Source organism: Enterocloster citroniae (assembly GCF_040545455.1).
Classification (GTDB): Bacteria; Bacillota; Clostridia; order Lachnospirales; family Lachnospiraceae; genus Enterocloster; species Enterocloster citroniae.
In genome coordinates this window covers 26,058-47,181 of sequence record NZ_JBEPLZ010000009.1, presented here as the reverse complement: position 1 = coordinate 47,181, position 21,124 = coordinate 26,058, and the positions used below count along the sequence as shown (strand labels likewise).

16 protein-coding genes and 1 riboswitch are annotated in these 21,124 nt (G+C 50.6%); of the genes, 13 read left to right on the top strand and 3 right to left on the bottom strand.

Going from position 1 to position 21,124, the window contains the following annotated elements; genetic code table 11:
• The first annotated feature begins 87 nt into the window (after nt 1–87).
• From ABID13_RS13860 to ABID13_RS13835, 6 genes are all read left to right on the top strand, one after another.
• The gene (locus ABID13_RS13860; protein ID WP_048930112.1) at nt 88–1,302 is read left to right on the top strand and encodes an aspartate kinase; all 1,215 of its coding nucleotides are present in this window, start codon (nt 88–90) and stop codon (nt 1,300–1,302) included.
• A gap of 270 nt (nt 1,303–1,572) precedes the next feature.
• Nucleotides 1,573–3,024 (top strand): acyl-CoA carboxylase subunit beta, encoded by a 1,452-nt coding sequence (locus tag ABID13_RS13855; protein WP_045093494.1) that lies wholly within the window; start codon nt 1,573–1,575, stop codon nt 3,022–3,024.
• Nucleotides 3,025–3,041: 17 nt separating this feature from the next.
• Nucleotides 3,042–3,845 carry an OadG family transporter subunit gene (locus ABID13_RS13850; RefSeq protein ID WP_007866377.1) on the top strand — a complete coding sequence of 268 codons (804 nt, stop codon included), beginning with the start codon at nt 3,042–3,044 and terminating at the stop codon, nt 3,843–3,845.
• 47 nt (nt 3,846–3,892) lie between these two features.
• Entirely contained in the window at nt 3,893–4,276 is a 384-nt protein-coding gene (locus tag ABID13_RS13845; protein WP_045093493.1) for a biotin/lipoyl-containing protein, read from the top strand.
• 50 nt (nt 4,277–4,326) lie between these two features.
• Nucleotides 4,327–5,472: a sodium ion-translocating decarboxylase subunit beta gene (locus tag ABID13_RS13840; protein ID WP_007866374.1), complete on the top strand. Its 1,146-nt coding sequence runs from the start codon at nt 4,327–4,329 to the stop codon at nt 5,470–5,472.
• Nucleotides 5,473–5,605: 133 nt separating this feature from the next.
• Nucleotides 5,606–7,018: an oxaloacetate decarboxylase subunit alpha gene (locus ABID13_RS13835; protein WP_045093491.1), complete on the top strand. Its 1,413-nt coding sequence runs from the start codon at nt 5,606–5,608 to the stop codon at nt 7,016–7,018.
• 221 nt (nt 7,019–7,239) lie between these two features.
• On the opposite strand, the gene ABID13_RS13830 is transcribed toward ABID13_RS13835, so the two are convergent.
• Both ABID13_RS13830 and ABID13_RS13825 read right to left on the bottom strand, forming a co-directional pair.
• Nucleotides 7,240–8,532, bottom strand: a complete 1,293-nt coding sequence (locus ABID13_RS13830) for a S8 family peptidase (RefSeq protein WP_048929930.1) — start codon at nt 8,530–8,532, stop codon at nt 7,240–7,242.
• 154 nt (nt 8,533–8,686) lie between these two features.
• Entirely contained in the window at nt 8,687–10,966 is a 2,280-nt protein-coding gene (locus tag ABID13_RS13825; RefSeq protein WP_045093489.1) for a glycogen/starch/alpha-glucan phosphorylase, read from the bottom strand.
• Nucleotides 10,967–11,138: 172 nt separating this feature from the next.
• Between ABID13_RS13825 and ABID13_RS13820 the strand changes: the two genes are divergently transcribed.
• The 3 genes from ABID13_RS13820 to malQ all read left to right on the top strand — a co-directional run bounded on the left by ABID13_RS13820 (nt 11,139) and on the right by malQ (nt 14,489).
• Nucleotides 11,139–12,023, top strand: coding sequence for an AraC family transcriptional regulator (locus ABID13_RS13820; RefSeq protein ID WP_048929929.1), 885 nt, complete (start codon nt 11,139–11,141; stop codon nt 12,021–12,023).
• Nucleotides 12,024–12,117: 94 nt separating this feature from the next.
• A complete protein-coding gene (locus ABID13_RS13815) occupies nt 12,118–12,885 on the top strand; it encodes an EFR1 family ferrodoxin (protein WP_048929928.1) in 768 nt (255 codons plus the stop codon).
• Between the two features lie 107 nt (nt 12,886–12,992).
• On the top strand, nt 12,993–14,489 hold the full coding sequence (gene malQ, locus ABID13_RS13810) for a 4-alpha-glucanotransferase (protein ID WP_007866344.1): 1,497 nt from the start codon (nt 12,993–12,995) through the stop codon (nt 14,487–14,489).
• Nucleotides 14,490–14,535: 46 nt separating this feature from the next.
• On the opposite strand, the gene ABID13_RS13805 is transcribed toward malQ, so the two are convergent.
• Entirely contained in the window at nt 14,536–15,081 is a 546-nt protein-coding gene (locus ABID13_RS13805) for a GNAT family N-acetyltransferase (protein ID WP_048929927.1), read from the bottom strand.
• A gap of 219 nt (nt 15,082–15,300) precedes the next feature.
• A riboswitch (Fluoride riboswitch) is annotated at nt 15,301–15,374 on the top strand.
• A 46-nt stretch (nt 15,375–15,420) separates the two neighbouring features.
• Here ABID13_RS13805 and ABID13_RS13800 point away from each other — a divergent pair.
• From ABID13_RS13800 to ABID13_RS13785, 4 genes are all read left to right on the top strand, one after another.
• On the top strand, nt 15,421–16,602 hold the full coding sequence (locus ABID13_RS13800; RefSeq protein WP_048929926.1) for a cation:proton antiporter: 1,182 nt from the start codon (nt 15,421–15,423) through the stop codon (nt 16,600–16,602).
• 129 nt (nt 16,603–16,731) lie between these two features.
• Nucleotides 16,732–18,312: an N-acetylmuramoyl-L-alanine amidase family protein gene (locus ABID13_RS13795; RefSeq protein ID WP_007866330.1), complete on the top strand. Its 1,581-nt coding sequence runs from the start codon at nt 16,732–16,734 to the stop codon at nt 18,310–18,312.
• 502 nt (nt 18,313–18,814) lie between these two features.
• Nucleotides 18,815–20,485: a putative manganese-dependent inorganic diphosphatase gene (locus tag ABID13_RS13790; RefSeq protein ID WP_007866329.1), complete on the top strand. Its 1,671-nt coding sequence runs from the start codon at nt 18,815–18,817 to the stop codon at nt 20,483–20,485.
• Nucleotides 20,486–20,495: 10 nt separating this feature from the next.
• Nucleotides 20,496–21,122 (top strand): flavin reductase family protein, encoded by a 627-nt coding sequence (locus tag ABID13_RS13785; protein ID WP_007866326.1) that lies wholly within the window; start codon nt 20,496–20,498, stop codon nt 21,120–21,122.
• Nucleotides 21,123–21,124: the final 2 nt, after the last annotated feature.

The window sequence follows — 21,124 nt, the reverse complement described above, 5'->3', positions numbered from 1 at the left end:
CGGCACAGGAGCGGTGGCCCTGGGGGGACACCGCTTTTTTGCAAGGAGTACCGGGTGACAGAGGCCGGTACCTGGAAAGGAATAACTATGGGTTTAATTGTACAGAAATTCGGAGGCACTTCTGTGGCTGACGCAGAAAGGCTCCGCAATGTGGCGAGGATCATCACTGACACTTACAAGGCCGGGAACCAGGTGGTCGCCGTGCTCTCCGCACAGGGGGATACCACCGATGACCTGATTGAAAAAGCAAAGGAGATCAATCCCAATGCATCCAACCGGGAGATGGACATGCTGCTGTCCACAGGGGAGCAGATATCCGTATCCCTGTGCGCCATGGCCATTGAGGCCCTGGGCTGCCCGGTCATTTCCCTTACCGGATGGCAGGCCGGAATGATGACCAATACGGTCTCCATGAATGCCCGGATCAAAAAGGTGGACACGGAGCGCATCGAGGCGGAGCTGAACCAGCGCAGGATCGTTATCGTGACCGGGTTTCAGGGCGTGAACAGGAACGAGGACATTACCACCCTGGGGCGGGGCGGATCCGACACCTCCGCGGTGGCCCTGGCAGCATCCCTGGACGCTGACCTGTGCCAGATCTATACGGATGTGGACGGCGTGTACACCGCTGATCCCAGGACGGTAAAGGGCGCAAGGAAGCTGGAGGAAGTTACCTACAACGAGATGCTGGAGCTGGCTACCCTGGGAGCACAGGTATTACATAACAGATCCGTGGAAATGGCAAAGAAATACAATATAAAGCTGGAGGTCCTGTCAAGCTTCACAGGCCATCCGGGTACAAAAATCAAGGGGGTAGCAAAACGCATGGAAAAATCATATATCAGCAGCGTTGCCAAGGACAAGGATATTTCAAGGATTGCACTGATCGGGGTGCCCAATGAGATCGGAACCTCCTTTAAGGTATTTTCGCTGCTGGCACAGCACTATATCAATGTGGATATCATCCTTCAGGGCATTGGCCATGAGGAGGGAAAGGATATTTGCTTTACCGTGGCCGGGCCGGACCTGGAGCGGGCGGCAGCCCTTCTTAAGGAGCACAGGGAGGAGATCCGTTACGGCCGTCTGGAGACCAATTCAGAGATCGCCAAGGTTTCCGTGGTGGGAGCGGGCATGATCAACAATCCCGGTGTTGCAGCCAAATTATTTGAAGCGCTCTATGACGCCAACATCAATATCAATATGATCTCCACCAGTGAGATCAAGATATCCGTTCTGGTGGACAAAAAGGATGCGGAGAAAGCAGTGCAGGTCATTCACGACAAGTTTTTTTCAATGACATAAATACCCCTGTTTGCAGGCGGTGATCACTATGTAACAAAAATGGAGTTGCAGCCTTTCCTTTTCTTTTGGAAATGCTACAACTCCTTTCTGTTACCCTGATCCGGGATTTCGTTAATATTTTCACTTTTTTATGCCGAAAGAACTTGATATTTGACAAATTTATTATTATAATTGTATGTGGCAATATTTCTGCTTTTTTTGACGTCAGGGTTAAATTCAGGTTCTGATGTTTAGGTATTGTTAAACTTATGAATGATGGAGGACTGGAAAATGAGTAATTCAGCACAAACTTCAGCAAGCAGCCGCATTGCAGCCCTGCTTGATGAGAACAGTTTTGTTGAAGTCGGCGCGTACATCACTGCCAGAAGTACGGACTTTAACATGACTGAGCAGGAGACCCCGGCTGATGGTGTGGTTACCGGTTATGGTACCATCGGTGGATGCCTGGTGTATGTATACAGCCAGGATGCGTCTGTATTAGGCGGATCCATGGGTGAAATGCATGCAAAGAAAATCTGCAACATCTATTCCATGGCAATGAAGATGGGAGCACCTGTCATTGGCCTGGTAGACTGCGCAGGGCTTCGTCTCCAGGAGGCAACTGATGCACTGGACGGCTTTGGAAAGCTGTATTTAAGCCAGACAATGGCTTCCGGCGTGATTCCACAGATAACAGCGATCTTTGGAACCTGCGGCGGGGGTATGGCGGTATCAGCAGGCATCACAGACTTCACTTTCATGGAAGAGAAGTCCGGAAAGCTGTTTGTTAATGCACCGAACGCAATTGACGGCAATTACATTGAAAAATGTGACACCTCCTCGGCTGACTTCCAGGCTAAAGAGTCTGGACTGGTTGATTTTGCAGGTGATGAGGCATCTATTATGGCTCAGATCCGCAGCCTGGTATCTATTTTACCGTCCAACAATGAGGATGATATGTCTTACGGCGAGTGTCAGGATGACTTAAACCGCATGTGCGGGAATCTGGAAGCTTGTACCGGGGATACAGGTCTGGCCCTGACCATGATTTCTGATAATAATTTTTTCATGGAAGTGAAGAAAGCATATGAACCTTCCATGGTTACCGGCTTCATCCGGCTGAATGGGACAACCGTTGGCTGTGTCGCCAACCGTACCGAAGTTTATGACAACGGAGAGAAGAAGGAAGAGTTTGAGGCTGTATTGTCCGGCAAGGGCTGTGACAAGGCAACTGATTTTATTAATTTCTGCGATGCGTTCAATATCCCTGTGCTCACCCTGGTGAACGTAAAGGGCTACAAGGCAAAGATCTGCAGCGAGAGAAGAATGGCAAAGGCAGCGGCACGCCTTACCTATGCATACGCCAATGCAAGCGTGCCCAAGGTAACTGTTGTTGTTAAGGATGCATTTGGCAGCGCATACCTGTCCATGGGCAGCAAGTCCATTGGGGCGGATGTGGTTTACGCATGGCCGGGCGCAGTTATTGGAATGATGAATCCTTCCGAGGCTGTTAAGATCATGTATGCAAAGGAGATCGCTGCATCAGATCAGGCAGCAGCCCTGATCGCAGAGAAGACAGCAGAGTACACATCCCTGCAGTCCAGCGCTGTTTCCGCAGCTAAGAGAGGATATGTAGACGATATTATCAAGGCAGAGGAGACCCGTCAGCGGGTGATCGCAGCCTTTGAAATGCTGTTCACAAAGAGAGAGGACCGTCCGTCTAAGAAGCATGGCACGGTTTAAAGAGAGGTGACAGGTATATGAGACGATTAATGAAACGAGTGGCAGCAGCGGTTCTCATGGCTGCCTGCCTGGTGAGCCTGTCAGCCTGTACTGCAAAACAGGAAGATGCTGCGGCAAAGGTTCCCGAGATCAGTACGGAGGGAACTCTTGTAGATGACGCCATGGCCCAGTCCCTGAAGCTTTCAGCGGCCCAGACCCTGGGAACATCCATGGAGCAGATGATCATCCAGAAGGCACTGACCGAGGCCCAGGGGGATCAGGAAAGCGCAAACCTGTACAATACCCAGATCGAGATCAGACATGAGCTGGGAGATGTTAAGGGAATTGACCTGGACAGCGCAAGCGTAGTGCTTTTGGCAGACGGCAGTTATACGGTGATGATTCCTGTTACCTTTACAGAGGGTTCCATGCAGTACGTGCTGAACCTGAATATGGCCACACAGGAACTTAAGACAGAGTTCACCGACCTGGGGAACGATGATGACGCCAAGGATGTAGGCAGTTTGATGGAATCGGCAACGGTTTATTCCGCGATCGGTATCGGAACCGTGTTCGCGGTACTTATCTTCATCAGCCTTTTGATCGCCTGCTTTAAGTTCATCCATCAGTGGGAGACAGGAAAGAATACAAAGAAAGACACTCCGGCACCAGTACCGGCGGTACCGGTTAATACAGCGGCACCGGCAGTAAGTGCGGATCTGTCTGATGACGCAGAACTTGTGGCAGTTATAACAGCGGCCATTGCCGCTTATGAGGGAACTTCTTCTAACGGACTGGTGGTTCGTTCCATCCGCCGGGTACAGGGTTCCAGGCGGAGATAAGGAACAGGGATTCCGTAATTATTCTTAATTTCAGGAGGAATTATATAATGAAGACATATACAATTACAGTAAATGGAAAAGCATATGCAGTAACCGTTGAAGAGGGCGCAGCAGCCGGTGCTGCACCAGTGGCCGCAGCACCGGTGGCAGCTCCTGCACCGGCCGCAGCCCCTGCAGCAGCTCCTGCACCAGCGGCAGCTCCCGCAGGCGCAGCAGGCTCCGTACAGGTGGCAGCTCCCATGCCCGGCAAGGTAGTTGCAGTAAAGAGCGCTGTTGGACAGGCTGTTAAGAAGGGTGATGTTATTCTGGTTCTGGAAGCCATGAAGATGGAAAACGATATTGTGGCTCCTCAGGATGGAACCATTGCCAGCATTAATGTATCCACTGGCGATTCCGTTGAATCCGGCGCGGTTTTGGCTACTCTGAACTAATAGAAAAGATGGACCCATAGCAATATGGGATTCATTATGGAGGGAACATTATGGATTTTGGCAATTTGATAAACAACCTGCTGAACCAGATGGCGTTTTTCCATCTGGGAGTGGGGAATTATGTGATGATCTTAGTAGCCCTGGTGTTCTTATACCTTGCGATCAGAAAAGGATTTGAACCCCTGCTGCTGATTCCGATTGCTTTCGGTATGCTGCTGGTTAATATTTATCCGGAGATCATGTACTCTCCGGAGGAGACCTCCAATGGCACCGGAGGACTTCTGTGGTACTTCTTCCAGCTGGATGAGTGGAGCATCTTGCCTTCCCTTATCTTCCTGGGCGTGGGAGCCATGACAGACTTTGGTCCGCTGATCGCAAACCCCATCAGCTTCTTGATGGGTGCTGCCGCACAGCTGGGTATTTATTCCGCCTATTTCCTGGCTATCCTGTTGGGATTCTCAGGCAAGGAATCAGCTGCCATCTCCATCATTGGAGGCGCGGACGGACCTACTTCCCTGTTCCTGTGCAGTAAGCTGGGACAGACCCAGATCATGGGGCCCATTGCAGTGGCAGCATATTCCTATATGGCGCTGGTACCCATTATCCAGCCGCCGTTTATGAAGCTGCTTACAACTGAGAAAGAGCGCAAGATCAAGATGGAACAGCTTCGTCCGGTTTCCAGACTGGAGAAGATCTTATTCCCCATCATTGTAACCATTGTGGTGTGTCTGATCCTGCCATCCACAGCTCCTCTTGTAGGCATGCTGATGCTGGGCAACCTGTTCCGTGAGAGCGGCGTTGTGAAGCAGCTGGCTGATACGGCAAGCAATGCGCTGATGTACATTGTTGTTATCCTGCTGGGAACTTCCGTAGGCGCAACCACAAGTGCTGAGGCATTTTTGAATGTTACAACCATTAAGATCGTAGCCCTGGGCCTTACCGCATTTATCTTCGGCACCATCGGCGGCGTGCTCTTAGGAAAGCTTCTGTGCAAGCTGACCGGAGGCAAGATCAACCCGCTGATCGGATCCGCAGGCGTGTCCGCGGTTCCCATGGCAGCACGTGTATCCCAGAAGGTGGGAGCTGAGGCTGATCCTACCAACTTCCTGCTGATGCACGCTATGGGACCCAACGTTGCAGGCGTTATCGGTACAGCAGTTGCGGCCGGTACGTTCATGGCAATATTTGGTGTATAGTGGCAACACATTTTGACAATGACAGCCGCTGCGCGAGGCAGGTGTGAAACCTGTCGGAGCGGCGGTGGTCTGTATCGCACGTAAGCGCCTTAAGGACAGGCGCTAATGCTCATAACGAGGAGGAATTATTACTATGGCAGAGATAGAGAAGAGGCCAGTAAAGATTGTGGAGACCGTCCTTCGTGACGCTCATCAGTCTTTGCTTGCAACCAGAATGTCTACTGAGCAGATGCTGCCCATTATTGATAAGATGGACAAGGTAGGCTACCACGCAGTTGAGTGCTGGGGCGGTGCGACATTTGACTCCTGCCTTCGTTTCCTGAAGGAAGATCCATGGGATAGACTTAGGAAACTGAGGGACGGATTTAAGAACACCAAACTGCAGATGCTGTTCCGTGGACAGAACATCCTGGGATACAATCACTATGCAGATGATGTGGTGGAATATTTTGTACAGAAGTCCATTTCCAATGGTATTGATATCATCCGTATTTTCGACTGTCTGAATGATATCCGTAACCTGGAGACAGCCGTCAGGGCAACCAATAAAGAAAAGGGACATGCACAGATCGCCCTGTGCTACACGCTGGGTGATGCATATACACTGGATTACTGGAAGGACATTGCCAAACGAATTGAGGATATGGGAGCTGACTCCCTGTGTATCAAGGATATGGCAGGTCTGCTGACACCATACGCAGCAGCAGAGTTGGTACAGGCGCTGAAGGAAGGGACAAAGCTTCCTATCGACCTGCACACCCACTACACCTCCGGCGTTGCATCCATGACCTACTTAAAGGCAGTGGAAGCAGGCTGTGAGATCATTGACTGCGCTATGTCGCCTCTGGCACTGGGAACCAGCCAGCCGGCTACCGAGGTAATGGTGGAGACCTTCCGCGGAACTCCATATGACACAGGATATGACCAGGCACTGCTGGCTGAGATCGCAGATCACTTCCAGCCCATACGTGACGAGGCGCTTAAGAGCGGCCTTCTCAATCCAAAGGTATTAGGCGTTAACATCAAGACCCTTCAGTATCAGGTTCCGGGCGGCATGCTTTCCAACCTGGTAAAGCAGCTTAAGGACGCAGGACAGGAAGACAAGTACCGCGAAGTTCTGGAGGAGATCCCCAGAGTGCGTAAGGACTTTGGCGAGCCGCCTTTGGTTACACCATCATCCCAGATCGTTGGTACACAGGCTGTTATGAACGTGATCATGGGTGAGCGCTACAAGATGGTTCCAAAGGAATCCAAGAAGATCATGTTAGGTGAGTTCGGCCAGACGGTTAAGCCGTTTAACGCCGAGGTTCAGAAGAAGATCATCGGTGACGAGACCCCTATCACCTGCAGACCTGCAGACCTGATCCCGCCGCAGCTGCCTCAGTTTGAGAAAGAATGCGCGCAGTGGAAACAGCAGGATGAGGACGTGCTCAGCTATGCACTGTTCCCGGCTGTTGCAAAGGACTTCTTCGAGTACAGAGCAGCCCAGCAGACAAAGGTGGACAGCTCCGTGGCCGACAAGGAGAGCAAGGCATATCCCGTATAATATAAGCAGATATGGCTTATGGCGTGATTGATTTATAAGTGATAATAAAAAGGCATTGTCCAAACCATGCGGTCGTGGACAATGCCTTTTTTGGGCTGTATGATGCGATGGGAAGGGGGGAGAAAAATAAAACTTGCTAAAATACTAAAACCTGTAACTCATTACCCAACGGCTGCTTGAATCCTTATCCCCGTACTCCGCCCCATCCAAACACCCGCATCTTACTGCGGCCTTCCCCACTGCAATGCCGAGTACACATCCAGCATACCTCCGCTGAGTACCCTGCCGTTTAGGGTATCCAGTTTTTTTGCTGAGGCCAGAAGGACGTTCTTGACCCCGATCAGATCCAGATCCGGTCTGGCGGAATAGACCATGGCAGCGGCTCCTGTTACCATGGGGGCTGCCATGGAGGTGCCGGTCATGAACGCGTAGGAACGGTCCGGGATCGTGCTCAGGATAAAACAGCCCGGAGCGGCAAGGTCCACATTCACAGGTCCGTAATTGGAGCTTCGGTCCAGCTTGCCGTCAAACATAAGGTTGGCCACCGTGATCACATTGTCAAAGGGAAGGCTGGCAGGATATACGGGATACTGGTCAATGCTGTATCCCTTTTCATTTTCATCCCCATTTCCGGCAGCCACCACAAAGAGCATCTTGGAATTCTGTATGACTGCCATGAATTCCTCGGTATAGTTTTCAGAGCCAAAGCTCAGATTGCATATCTGGGCGCCGTTGGCCTCCGCATAGCGGATGGCGGCTATGACACTTTCCGGGCTTCCCTTGCCGCTTTCACCGCCCAGGGCTTTTAAAGACATGATCTTTACATACTGGCCGTCATTGATCCCCGCAATACCGCCGTTGCCGCGGGACGCAGCAATGGTGCCCGCAGCGTGGGTGCCGTGATTGTCTTCCTTTCCCACATAGAGCTGATTGGTATTGTCAAGGAAATTCCATCCGTTCACGTCATCGATGTAACCATTTCCGTCATTGTCAATGCCATCGCCGGGTATCTCATCCTCGTTGACCCACATGGAATCCTTAAGGTCGGGATGAGTGGTATCGATGCCTGTATCTATGACAGCTACGACAACGGGGCGCTTTGCCTCAAGCTGGTCATAGAATTCCCAGGCCGGCTGGATGTTGATATCGATCCCCTTGACCGCATCGGTGGTCAAGGCTTTAAAGTTGCTGGGACCCAGGGGAGGCAGGGAAATGCTGTCCACCCCGTTTTCGTCCGTGTTTATAATGGGGTCCACGGTTTTAATGTCCAGCTTGCGCTCAATTCTCTGCACCTGGCCGTCATTGCGTAATGCCCATTGGTAGGAGGCATAGTCGTCTTTTACAGAGAGGTTGTTAAGGCCGGGACCCACTGCAAAGGTGGAAAATGCCTCCGGTGAATCCACGGCCCCGGTGGTGTGAAACGAGGCCGTGTTAAGAGAAGCCGTACTATAAGGGGTAGCCGCAAGCGCTGTACCCAGGGCAAGCGAAAGGGCCATTGCCGCTAATTGATTCATAATATAATTACTCCTTTTCGATATGGATCTGATTTCAGTCATACTGGAATGAAAGTTCAAACTCACTCAAGTATAACACAGAAGATACCACATGAATTTGAAGATTTTATGAAAATTATGGCAAATTTATTACAATTATCCCCCCGGCGGTATGCTATTCCTCATCCAGCTTCCATATATCCCTGTTATATTCCAAAATTGTGCGGTCGGAGGAGAAGAATCCGGCCTGGCTGATATTTACAAGCATTTTTTTTGCCCACTGGGTGCGGTTTTCATAATCGCTGTATGCCTGTTCCTTGGTTTTGCAGTAGGCATCAAAATCAGGGAAGGTCATAAACCAGTCTTTGTTCAGCAATTCATTGGAAAGGCGGGTCAGATTTTCCTTGCATCCGACAGCGAGCATGGCCGGTCCTGTGATAAAGTCAACCGCTTCCCTGATGGCGGGATTGGATTCATAGTAGTCCCTGGAGCAGTAGCTTCCGTCCTTATACCGGTCAATGACTGTCTGGCTGGAATCGCCGAAAATATAAATATTGTCATCCCCCACCAGCTGATGGATCTCCACATTGGCGCCGTCATCCGTGCCCAGGGTAACGGCTCCGTTGAGCATGAACTTCATATTGCCCGTGCCGCTGGCCTCCTTGGAAGCAAGGGAGATCTGCTCGGAAATGTCGCAGGCCGGGATCAGTTTTTCCGCCAGGGTTACATTGTAATTGCTCACCATCACCACCTGGAGGCAGGGCTTTACATCAGGATCATTGTCAATGATCTGCTGCAGACAGAGGATCATATGGATGATATCCTTTGCAATGACATAGGCAGGAGCTGCCTTGGCCCCGAAAATGGCAGTGATGGGAGTGGTTGGCTTCTTTCCCTGTTTGATCTCCAGATATTTATGGATCAGGTACAGGGCGTTCATCTGCTGGCGCTTATACTCATGAAGGCGTTTGATCTGAATGTCAAAGATGGACTGCGGATTTACATCCAACCCCTGGGTTTCCTTAAGATAAACGGCCAGATCCTCCTTTTTGCTGTCCTTAATGGACAAAAGGCGGTGTAGTGTTTTGATATTGCCTGTAAATGCAGGATCATTCAGGTTCTGAAGCTCCATGGCATCCTTTTTAAAACCTTCCCCGATCAATCCGCTGATAAAAGCGGACAGCTGCGGATTGCAGTGGAGGAGCCATCTGCGGAAGGTGATCCCATTGGTTTTATTATTGAACTTGCCGGGGTATATCTCATAAAAGTTATGGAGTTCATTTTCCTTTAAAATATCGGTGTGAAGGGCTGCCACGCCGTTGACGCTGAAGCCGTAGTGGATATCGATATGGGCCATGTGGACCCGGTCACCTCTGTCAATGATGGCCACTGACTGGTCGTCAAATTTCCTTCTCACCTTGTCGTCCAGGATTTCCATAATGGGGATGAGCTGGGGAACCGTATCCTTAAAGTATTCCATGGGCCATGTTTCCAGGGCTTCTGCCAGGATGGTGTGGTTGGTATAGGCGCAGGTCCTGCTTACCACCTGGATGGCATCGTCCATTTCCATGCCATGCTCTGAGGTGAGAAGACGGATCAGCTCGGGGATGACCATGGTAGGATGGGTGTCATTGATCTGGATCACCGCATAATCGGGCAGATCGTAGAGGGTGGAGCCTTTTTCAAGGGCTTCTGCCAGGATCAGCCGGGCGGCATTGCTGACCATAAAATACTGCTGGCAGATGCGCAGCACCTGTCCGGCCCTGTCGCTGTCATCCGGGTACAGGAACAGGGTCAGGTTCTTCTCAACATTGGTCTTGTCAAAGGAAATGCCCTCGGTTACCAGGGATTCATCCACGGTTTCCACATCAAAGAGATGAAGGGTGTTGGTCCTGTTTCCATAACCCGTAACCTGGATGTCATACATTCTGGAGGTAAGGGTAAAACCCTTGTAAGGAACCTGGTAGGTAACATTAGTTTTGGTAAGCCATGAGGTATTCTCAATCCAGGGATTAGGCTCTTCGTCCTGGAGATTGCTGCAAAACAGCTGTTTAAACAGACCGAAGTGATAGTTTAGCCCAATCCCGTCCCCGTTTAAGCCAAGGGTTGCAATGGAGTCCAGGAAACAGGCTGCCAGACGGCCCAGGCCGCCGTTGCCCAATGAAGGTTCCGGTTCCATGTCCTCCATATGGCTTAAGGACTTTCCGTGCTTTGCCAGGATGTCCTTTACATTGTCGTAAATCCCAAGGTTGATCAAATTGTTGGAAAGAAGCTTTCCAATGAGAAATTCAGCGGAAATATAATAGAGTTTCTTCTTTCCCCTGGCAGCGGCGCGCTCCTTTGCCATGCCCTTTACCAGGAGCAGCAGCCCGGTGTACAGTTCTTGGTCCGTGCACAGGGACAGGTCCTTTTTACATAAGGCGGTAAGCATTTCTTCCAATGATTTTTGATTCATGGTATTCCTTCCTTTCAAAACAATCAATCTGTTTATAGAGTGATCTCGAATCCCCAAGGGGACAGTACTTGTACGTTTGTCTGTATTATAGTTTTATAATATAAGAAAATCTTGCAGAATCATGTTAATATATAGTACAATACTATCAAAATTATGGTTTGGGGAGGAAAATATGCTGGATGGTCATGGAACCGGTCATTATTATGATTACCGTGAAGTCAAGGAACATGCGGGAAGGGAATTTCCCTTTAATATTTATCCCTGTTCCATTCCCCTTGATTTTAAGCAGGTACAGGTCCACTGGCATGAGGAACTGGAGATCATTTCCGTAAAAAAAGGCCGGGGAGTGGTGACCGTGGATATGGAGCCCCTGAGGGTACAGGCCGGGGAGGCAGTGGTGATATTCCCGGGACAGCTTCACGGGATCAGCCAGTCCGGCCAGGAGGTGATGGAATATGAGAATATTATATTCCGTTTATCCATGCTCATGACAACACAGGAGGATGTATGCACGGCGGATTTCCTTCAGCCATTGTCCCAGGGGCAGGCATACAGTCCGATTCATATCAGGGAAGGAATGGATATCTATCAGCATGTGATGGACGGTATCCATTATATGGATATTCTCTGCAAAGATAAGGCATATGGCTACCAACTGGGTGTAAAAGGCGTTCTGTTTCTGCTTCTGGGCCTGCTGGCAGAGGACAATATTCCGGCAGGAGGGGAGAGGCTGAGAAAATCAAGGGAGAAAATGAAGCTGATCCTGGAATATATTGAGAACCATTACGGTGAGAAGATTACCGTGGAAGACGGGGCTGCCCTGTGTTTTTACAGTACGTCCCACTTTATGAAATACTTTAAAAAGTATATGGGAATGCCTTTTATCCAGTATCTCAATGACTACAGGCTGGAAAAGGCGGCCGGATTTCTGCGCTCCACGGCCATGTCGGTGACGGACGTGGCCCAGCGGTGCGGATTTGACAATATTTCTTATTTTAACAGGCTGTTCAGGATAAAGTACCATCGGACTCCGGGAGAGTACAGGAGAGGGGAATAGGAAAAGGGGAATGTTGTATTAACTGTTTTTGTCCGGTATAATGGTAAATGAACAGGAACAAACTATAAAAATAATACGGCGGGAGGCAATTGGGATGATCTTATATTTTTCAGGAACAGGAAACAGCGAATATGTTGCAAAGAGGATTGGCAGGGAGACCGGCGATGACAGTTTGGACCTGTTGGGCAAGATCCGAAGCCGCGATCATTGGGAGATGCGCTCGGACCGTCCATGGGTCGTGGTGGCACCCACCTATGCCTGGAGAATACCGCGTATTGTGCAGGAATGGCTGGAGAACACGCCTCTTGCCGGAAACAGGGACATTTACTTTGTAATGACCTGCGGAGGAGACATTGGAAATGCAGGCAGATATCTGAAAAAACTGTGCGCTGTAAAAAAAATGGATTACCGGGGGTGCGCTGCAATTGTCATGCCGGAAAACTACATTGCCATGTTTTCCGTCCCCACACAGGAGGAAGCGCAAAGGATCATCCGCCAGGCGGAAGGGGTTATAGATGAAGCCGCCCGCCGGATCAAGGGCGGGGAGATATTTTCACAGCCCGGCCTGGGCTTTAAGGATAAGATGAACAGCGGGATTGTGAATGATATCTTCTATCCTCTGTTTGTCCATGCGAAGAAGTTTTATGCGGATGACTCCTGTATTTCCTGTGGAAAATGCGTTAGGGTCTGTCCGCTTAACAATATCCGCCTTGAAAAGGGAAGGCCTTTGTGGGGAAAGAACTGTACCCACTGCATGGCATGTATCTGCCGCTGCCCCAGTGAGGCCATTGAGTACGGAACGCACAGCAGGGGAAAGCGGCGGTATGTCTGTCCGGCGTCAGTTCCCCCTTTCAAGCCTTAAAAGGATTAACTTGTATCCCGCTGTCAATTGTGGTAAAATTAAGCGACATTTTCCGGGAACAGGCAGAGCAGGACAAGGTGCTGCCCGGATCAAAGGAGATAAATAAGATGCGGGAATGTGGTATGCTGCTCCCGATTGCCAGTCTGCCTTCGCGGTACGGCATTGGAGCATTTTCTAAGGAAGGGTATGAGTTCGTTAATATATTAAAAGCCGCGGGACAGAAGTACTGGCAGATACTGCCTCTGGGACCCACCGGGTTCGGGGATTCGCCTTACCAGTCTTTTTCTGCTTTTGCCGGTAACCCATATTTTATCGATCTGGAAAAGCTCACTGCAGAGGGGCTTCTCACAGAAGAAGAGTGCAGGGAAGTGGATTTTGGCGGCAATGAAAGGGATATTGACTACAAAAAGCTGTATGACGGCCGTTTCCCTTTACTGAGAAAGGCGTATGAGAGGTGGAAATCCGGTCTGGAATGGGGGAGCGCGGTCCATGATCTGGCCGCCCGTACGCTGGGGGAGGAGACAAGGGAATACTGTCTTTACATGGCCATAAAGAATCACTTTGGATCTAAAAGCTGGAATTTGTGGGATGAAGATATCCGGCTCAGAAAAGGGGAAGCGGTTGCCCGGTACAGGGAGCAGCTGTCAGATGAGATCGGATTTTATGAATTCCAGCAGATCAAGTTTGAGGAGCAGTGGACTTCCCTGAAGCAGTATGCTAATGAGCAGGGCATACGCATCATTGGAGACATCCCCATCTATGTGGCATTTGACGGGGCTGACAGCTGGTCCCATCCGGAACTGTTCCAGTTTGATGAAAAGGGGACTCCTGTGGCAGTGGCCGGCTGTCCGCCGGACGGGTTTTCCGCCACCGGACAGCTTTGGGGAAATCCCCTGTATGATTGGGGTTATCACAGGCGCACGGAGTATAATTGGTGGATGAAGCGCATGGAATACAGTTTTTATCTGTATGATGTGGTGCGGGTGGATCATTTCCGTGGATTTGACGAGTACTATTCCATACCATATGGGGATAAAACAGCGGAGTACGGACACTGGGAAAAGGGACCGGGAATCGAGATATTCCGCAAAATGCAGACCTGCTTTGGGAAAGAGGACCTTCCCATCATAGCCGAGGACCTGGGATTTCTGACCCCTACCGTATTACAGCTGGTAAGGGACAGCGGTTTTCCGGGAATGAAGGTGCTGGAGTTTGCATTTGACCAGACAGAGGACAGCGCATACCTGCCTCATAAATATGGGGAAAACTGCGTGGTCTATACAGGCACCCATGACAATGACACGCTGGTCAGCTGGTTTGCAGGCATGAATGACCATGACAGGGCGTTTGCCAGGGAATACATAGGCAATGAGCATACACCTGAGGACCAGGTGCACTGGGATTTTATACGGCTGGCCATGTCCAGCGTGGCAAAGCTGGCGGTAATCCCTGTTCAGGACTATCTGGGGCTTGGAACTGAGGCCAGAACCAATGAACCCTCCACCCTGGGCAAGAACTGGAGGTGGAGGATGCGCTCCGGTGATCTGGAGGACGGACTGATCCGAAAATGCAGGCGCATGGCAGACATATACGGCCGGCTGTGATCAGAGTTCTGAAACAGAGCTCTAAAACAGAGCTCTAAAACAGAAATCAAAGTTTGGAAAAGGGAATAAAGGGGCTGGGGGAAGCGGGATGCTCTCCCAGCATTTTTTCCATCCAGATCATGTCCCACCACTGGTCCAGCTTGTAGCCGCACCGGGTGAAATGGCCCACGGTTTTGTAACCCAGCTTTTCATGAAAGGAAATGCTGCCAGGGTTGGGGTAGGAGATGCATGCATTGACATTCAGCACATTCTGTTTTTCCAGTGCCTGCTCCAGGGCTTTATAGAGGGTGGTTCCGGCTCCGGTGCCTCTTGCGTTCTCCGAGACATAGACAGAAGTCTCCACAGCCCAGTCATAGGCGGCTCTCTCTTTAAATGCGGAGGCATAGGCGTATCCGATGATCTCCCGGTTTCTCTCTGCAACCAGATAGGGGTAGCGGTCAAGGGTGTGGGCGACCCGTGTCTGAAACTCCTCCGGACTGGGCACTGTGTACTCAAAGGTGACGGCGGTTTTCTCCACATAGGGGGCGTAGATGGAGAGCAGGGCCGGTGCATCACTGACTGATGCGGTCCTGATGGTAAGGGGGCTTGTCATGGTTTTTCTCCTTGTTTGTCCAATGTATTTTTCTCCTATTCTAGCACCTATTTGACATTTTTTCCACGTTCTGTTCATGATTTATTTGCGGTTTGTCCGCCTTTTATTTCGGCACCTTGGGTTCTGGTAAGGAAGCAGGGAACTGCGCTGGTATGCTTAGGAGAATTTAAGGTACCGTATAGTATTGACAAACATCCCGCCGCAGGTTATATTATATAACGTGAGTATGGGAATGAGGTTCTCCCTTAGTGAATACTAAAACCGCTTATCAAGCTGATGACTTCTGCGTAAATTTACGCAGAAACCATCGGCTTTTCTGCGTTTTAAGGAGGAAATAAAATGCTTTTAAGTATTGCGTATGTATTAATGGTGGGCATGGCCGCAGGGTGGCTTTGCAGAAAGCTGCACCTGCCAAGTCTGGCTGGAATGATCCTTACGGGGATTGTCCTGGGGCCCTATGTCCTGGACCTGATCGATGGGTCCATACTGGGGATTTCGGCTGAACTCAGGAAGATTGCCCTGATCATCATTCTGATGCGGGCCGGCCTGTCCCTGGATGTGGATGACCTTAAACGGGTGGGGCGCCCTGCCATATTGATGTGTTTTGTGCCCGCATGTTTTGAGATCGTTGGCATGGTGGCGCTGGCGCCGCGGCTGCTGGGAATTTCCATGCTGGAGGCAGCCATCATGGGATCGGTGGTGGCGGCGGTGTCCCCTGCCGTGGTCGTGCCAAAGATGATCAGGCTGATGGAGGAGGGACACGGCACTGAAAACAGCATTCCTCAGCTGATACTGGCAGGCGCTTCCGTGGATGATGTGTTTGTGATCGTGCTGTTTTCCGCTTTCACGGGCCTGGCCCAGGGCGCGCAGGTATCTGCAGCCAGCTTTGTGCAGATCCCCCTTTCCATCTTGGCGGGCATACTCATCGGAGCGGCTGTGGGGATCCTGCTGGCTGTTTATTTTAAGAAAATGCATATCAGGGACACGGTCAAGGTCATTATCCTGCTGTGTATTTCCTTTGTGCTGGTATCCCTTGAGGACTCATTAAAGGGCGTTTTCAGCTTTTCTTCCCTTATTTCCGTGATGTGTATGGGGATCGCCCTTCAGAAAAAACGGGAACCGGTTGCAAGGCGCCTGTCACTTAAATTTAATAAGCTGTGGGTTGGGGCGGAGATCCTGCTGTTTGTGCTGGTGGGTGCAACTGTGGATATAAGCTACGCCGCTGCTGCTGGGGGCGCGGCTGTTCTTCTGATCCTGGGCGTGCTGGTATTTCGCATGGCAGGGGTAATGTGCTGTCTTGTGGGAACAAAGCTGAATCTGAAGGAGCGGATGTTCTGCATGGCGGCGTATATGCCAAAGGCCACGGTACAGGCCGCCATCGGCGGAGTGCCTCTGTCCATGGGGCTGGCCTGCGGAAATATTGTGCTCACCGTGGCTGTGCTGGCAATCCTGATCACAGCGCCGCTGGGAGCCTTTCTTGTGGATCTCACGTACAGGAGATGGCTGACACAGGAATATTAAAGAATTCTTATGTATTTTTGCCTTTTGTATTCCTGTTATTTTTACCCGCTTTCTGGTAAAATGATTTATATAAGCCATTGCGCTCAGCAGAACATGTATTGAAGTGCTCATAACCAGGAGGTGGTGTTTATGACCGTAAAGAGATTAATATGGGGAATAACGGCAGGTCTTTGGATGGCGTCCATAGCAGCAGGAACGGCCATGGGAGAGGAAGCCGTTCCCGCGGGCAAAGGGCCGGTGTCAGGGACTGCTGCCCCAGGAGTCAGGAAAGAGGAGACAAAAGAGATAGGACCGGCGGACGGCACGGTGGCAGCAGGGGTGAAAAAGGCTGACAGCGGCTGGGTGGAAGAGAACGGAACCATGCGCTACACGGACAGCAAGGGCAATTATGTGACTAATGACTGGAAGACCAGGGACGGGGTGTCCTACTATCTGGGCAGTGAAGGAACCGTGGAGAAAAACACCTGGATTGCCAACACGTACTATGTGGACGGCGAGGGGGCCATGGTCAGAAATTCCTGGATCCATACTGACGGTAAGGATGGTCTGAAGGAGGCGGGCTGGTATTTCCTGGGCCGGGACGGCAAGGCTGAGGAGGACGGCTGGAAGAATATAGAGGATGGCAGGTACTGCTTTGACAGCGATGGGAGAATGCGCACGGGTTGGTATTACGAGGGTAACAACATCTATTATCTGGGGGATAAAGATGACGGAGCCATGCGAAGGGGCTGGCAGTGTCTGGAGTTTGACGAAGATCAGCTGCCCCGGGAAGGCGACAGCTCCAAGGAGTACAAAAAGGCCGGAGAAAATGCAAGGTGGTTCTATTTCCAGTCCAATGGAAAGGCAAAGCGCTCCACATCCAAGGAGTACAATCCTGCGACCATAGATGGGAAGAAGTATTACTTTGATGAGAATGGGGTCATGCTTACGGGATGGCATGCGGTTAAAAGCTCAGCCCAGTCAGGGGACGCTGTGGGGATCAGCCGTTTTATCTACCTGGGCGGACCGGATGAGGGATATATGACAAAAGGACAGTGGAAGCAGCTTTCTGAGCATCCCGGAAACTCCTCGGATCAAACTGTGCTGAAAGAACTGGATTCCGGCAAAGGGCCAAAGGAAGGGGATAAAGAGTGGTATTACTTTGAGAATGACGGTACACCTGCCTATCTGAAGACCACGGCCACGACCATGAACGGCGCCATTACCAAGGTCAATGGGGAAAGCTATTTCCTGGATCAGTATGGATGCCGTCAGACCGGGCTTGTGAGAGTGATCTCAGGGAATCTGGTACTGAACGGGTATTTTGGCGACAAAGATTCCGATGGTCGGATGCGCACGGGCCGGATTGATGGGGTCGAGGACGGATCAGGAGAAATGCAGACATTTTATTTTGCCACATCCGGCTCCGCAAAAGGCTCCGGATACACAGGGGAAAAGGATGGATTCCTGTACTCAGAGGGACTTCTGGTGAAAGCAGGGGATGACATGGATTACCAGGCGTTTCAGGTAGATGGGAAAATATACCTGGTGAACGCTGCCGGCAAGATACAAACCAATGAAAAGGCATATAAGGTGGATGATCAGTACACATACCGTGTGGATTCCGGAACTGTTTACAGTGCGGACAGCAGCGGGAACAAAGGAAAGAAGCTGGAAAAGGGTGAAAAACTTCCGGAATTTAAGTGTGAGAAGGAGTATAAGCTGAAGTAGGCACCAGGCCGGACCCAGGCCTGAAATATAGTCTGGAATATGTCTGGAAATATGGCTGGAAATATGGCTGGAAATATGGCTGGAAATATGGCCTGGAAATATGGCCTGGAAATATGGCCGCAACCGCTGTTAACCGCGGGCTGCGGCCTCTTTTGCTGAAAGGAAACCTATTTGTTGTCCGGATTTACGAGATGAATCTGGTTGAAAAAAGAAAACTGGTTTGATATACTGAAATGGCGGGAAGAATCGTGATATTAAAAGGGATCCGGATATCCCATAATATGAGGAGACCCCGGTCCAAATTCAACCGGGGCAATTATGAAAAATCTATGTGCAATTTTACTATTAAACCTATTTGAAATTATATAACTCTTATGAAAATAGTATAAAAAATAAATATGAACGAAATGTGAATCCCATGTAAACAGATTATGAAAGATTCCGGAATACCACAAAATTACCATAGACTTGAAGAACAGAGGGAGAGAGAAGAGGAAGAAAGATGGAACATGATTTAAAGAGAAAGACCACAGTGATCGGCCACAGGAACCCGGATACGGATTCCATCTGTTCGGCCATCTGCTATGCCAACTTAAAGAATAAGCTGACAGGAGAGGAGTATGTGCCTGCCAGGGCGGGCCATGTGAACGGGGAAACCCAGTTTGTGCTGGACTACTTTGGGGTGGAGGAGCCCAAACTGGTGGAGGATGTAAGGACCCAGGTCAAGGATATTGAGATCCGCAAGACCAGGGGGGTGGCGGACAACATTTCCCTGAAAAAGGCGTGGAAGATCATGCAGGAGAATAACGTGGTGACCATTCCCTCGGTACGTCCGGACGGAACCCTGGAGGGGCTGATCACGGTGGGCGATATTACAAAGACCTACATGAATATTTACGACAGCAGCATTTTGTCCAAAGCCAACACCCAGTATTCCAATATTATTGAGACTCTGGAGGCGGACCTGCTGGTGGGGGACGCGGATGTGTATTTTGATAAGGGTAAGGTGCTGATCGCTGCAGCGAACCCTGATCTGATGGAATTCTACATTGAACCCCACGACCTGGTGATCCTGGGAAACAGGTACGAGTCCCAGCTGTGCGCCATTGAGATGGGCGCGGCCGCAATTATCGTGTGCGAGGGCGCGGGCGTTTCCATGACCATTAAGAAGATCGCACAGGACAGGGGATGCACGGTGATCGCCACCACCTATGATACTTATACGGCAGCACGTCTGATCAATCAAAGCATGCCCATCAGTTACTTTATGACAAGGGAACATCTGATCACATTTAACAGTGATGATTATACGGATGAGATACGGGAGGTGATGGCCAGCAAGCGTCACCGCGATTTCCCCATTCTTGACAAGGAAGGCAGATACCTGGGAATGATCTCACGCCGGAACCTGCTGGGCGCAAAGGGCAAGCAGGTGATCCTGGTGGATCACAATGAGAAGAGCCAGGCAGTGGCAGGGATCGAGAGCGCGGAGATCCAGGAGATCATCGACCACCACAGGCTGGGCACGGTCCAGACCATGGCTCCTGTATTTTTCCGTAACCAGCCTCTTGGCTGTACGGCCACCATTATCTATCAGATGTACCAGGAAGCCGGTGTGGACATAGAGAAAAAGATTGCAGGGCTTTTGTGCAGCGCCATTGTGTCCGATACCCTTTTGTTCCGTTCACCCACCTGTACGCCGGTGGATGAGATGGCGGCCAGATCCCTGGCAGCCATTGCAGGACTGGACATAGAGAAATACGCAATGGAAATGTTTGGGGCGGGCAGCAACCTGAAAGATAAGTCCGATGAAGAGATTTTTTACCAGGACTTTAAGCGATTTACCGCAGGCAAGGTGATGATCGGCGTGGGCCAGATCACTTCCCTGAACGGGGGAGAGCTGGAAGGGCTGAAACACCGTATGCCGGAATTTATGGAAAAGGCCAGGGAGGGAAGCGGACTGGATATGGTATTCTTTATGCTGACCAACATATTGACAGAGTCCACGGATCTGATCTGCCAGGGCCAGGGTGCCGTACAGCTTGCGGCCAAGGCATTTCATCTGGATTTGGAGGAGGCAACACAAAAGGAGGAACCCATCCTTAACCTTCCCGGAGTGGTGTCACGTAAAAAGCAGTTGATTCCGGAGCTGATGCTGGCGGAACAGGATTAGGAGAGAATATATGGCAAAAGAGTATTGGAAGCCGGGCAACATGCTGTACCCTGTACCGGCGGTAATGGTAAGCTGCGGACGTGAGGAGGAGACGCCCAATATTGTGACAGTGGCATGGGCGGGAACCATCTGCTCCGATCCGGCCATGGTGTCCATCTCTGTGAGAAAAGAACGTTTTTCCCATGATATTATCAAGGATACCGGGGAGTTTGTCATCAACCTGGTGAATAAGAAGCTGGTGCGCGCCACGGATTACTGCGGCGTCAAATCCGGCCGGGATGTGGATAAATTCGCGGAGACCAGGCTGACGCCCCAGAAATCCCGGTATGTAAAGGCTCCGGGGATTGAGGAGAGTCCGGTGAACATTGAGTGCAAGGTAGTGGAAATAAAAGAACTGGGAAGCCATGACATGTTTATCGCCAAGGTGATGGGTGTGACCATTGATAACCAGTATATGGATGACAGGGGGAAATTCAATCTGAATGCCTCCGGGCTTGTGAGTTATTCCCACGGCGAATATTTTGAGCTGGGGAAAAAGCTGGGCAGCTTCGGGTATTCGGTGAAAAAGACCATTAAAAAACGGAAGACGTCCGCTGCTCCTGCAAAAAAGGGCAGGAATACGTCCAAGAAGAAATAGAC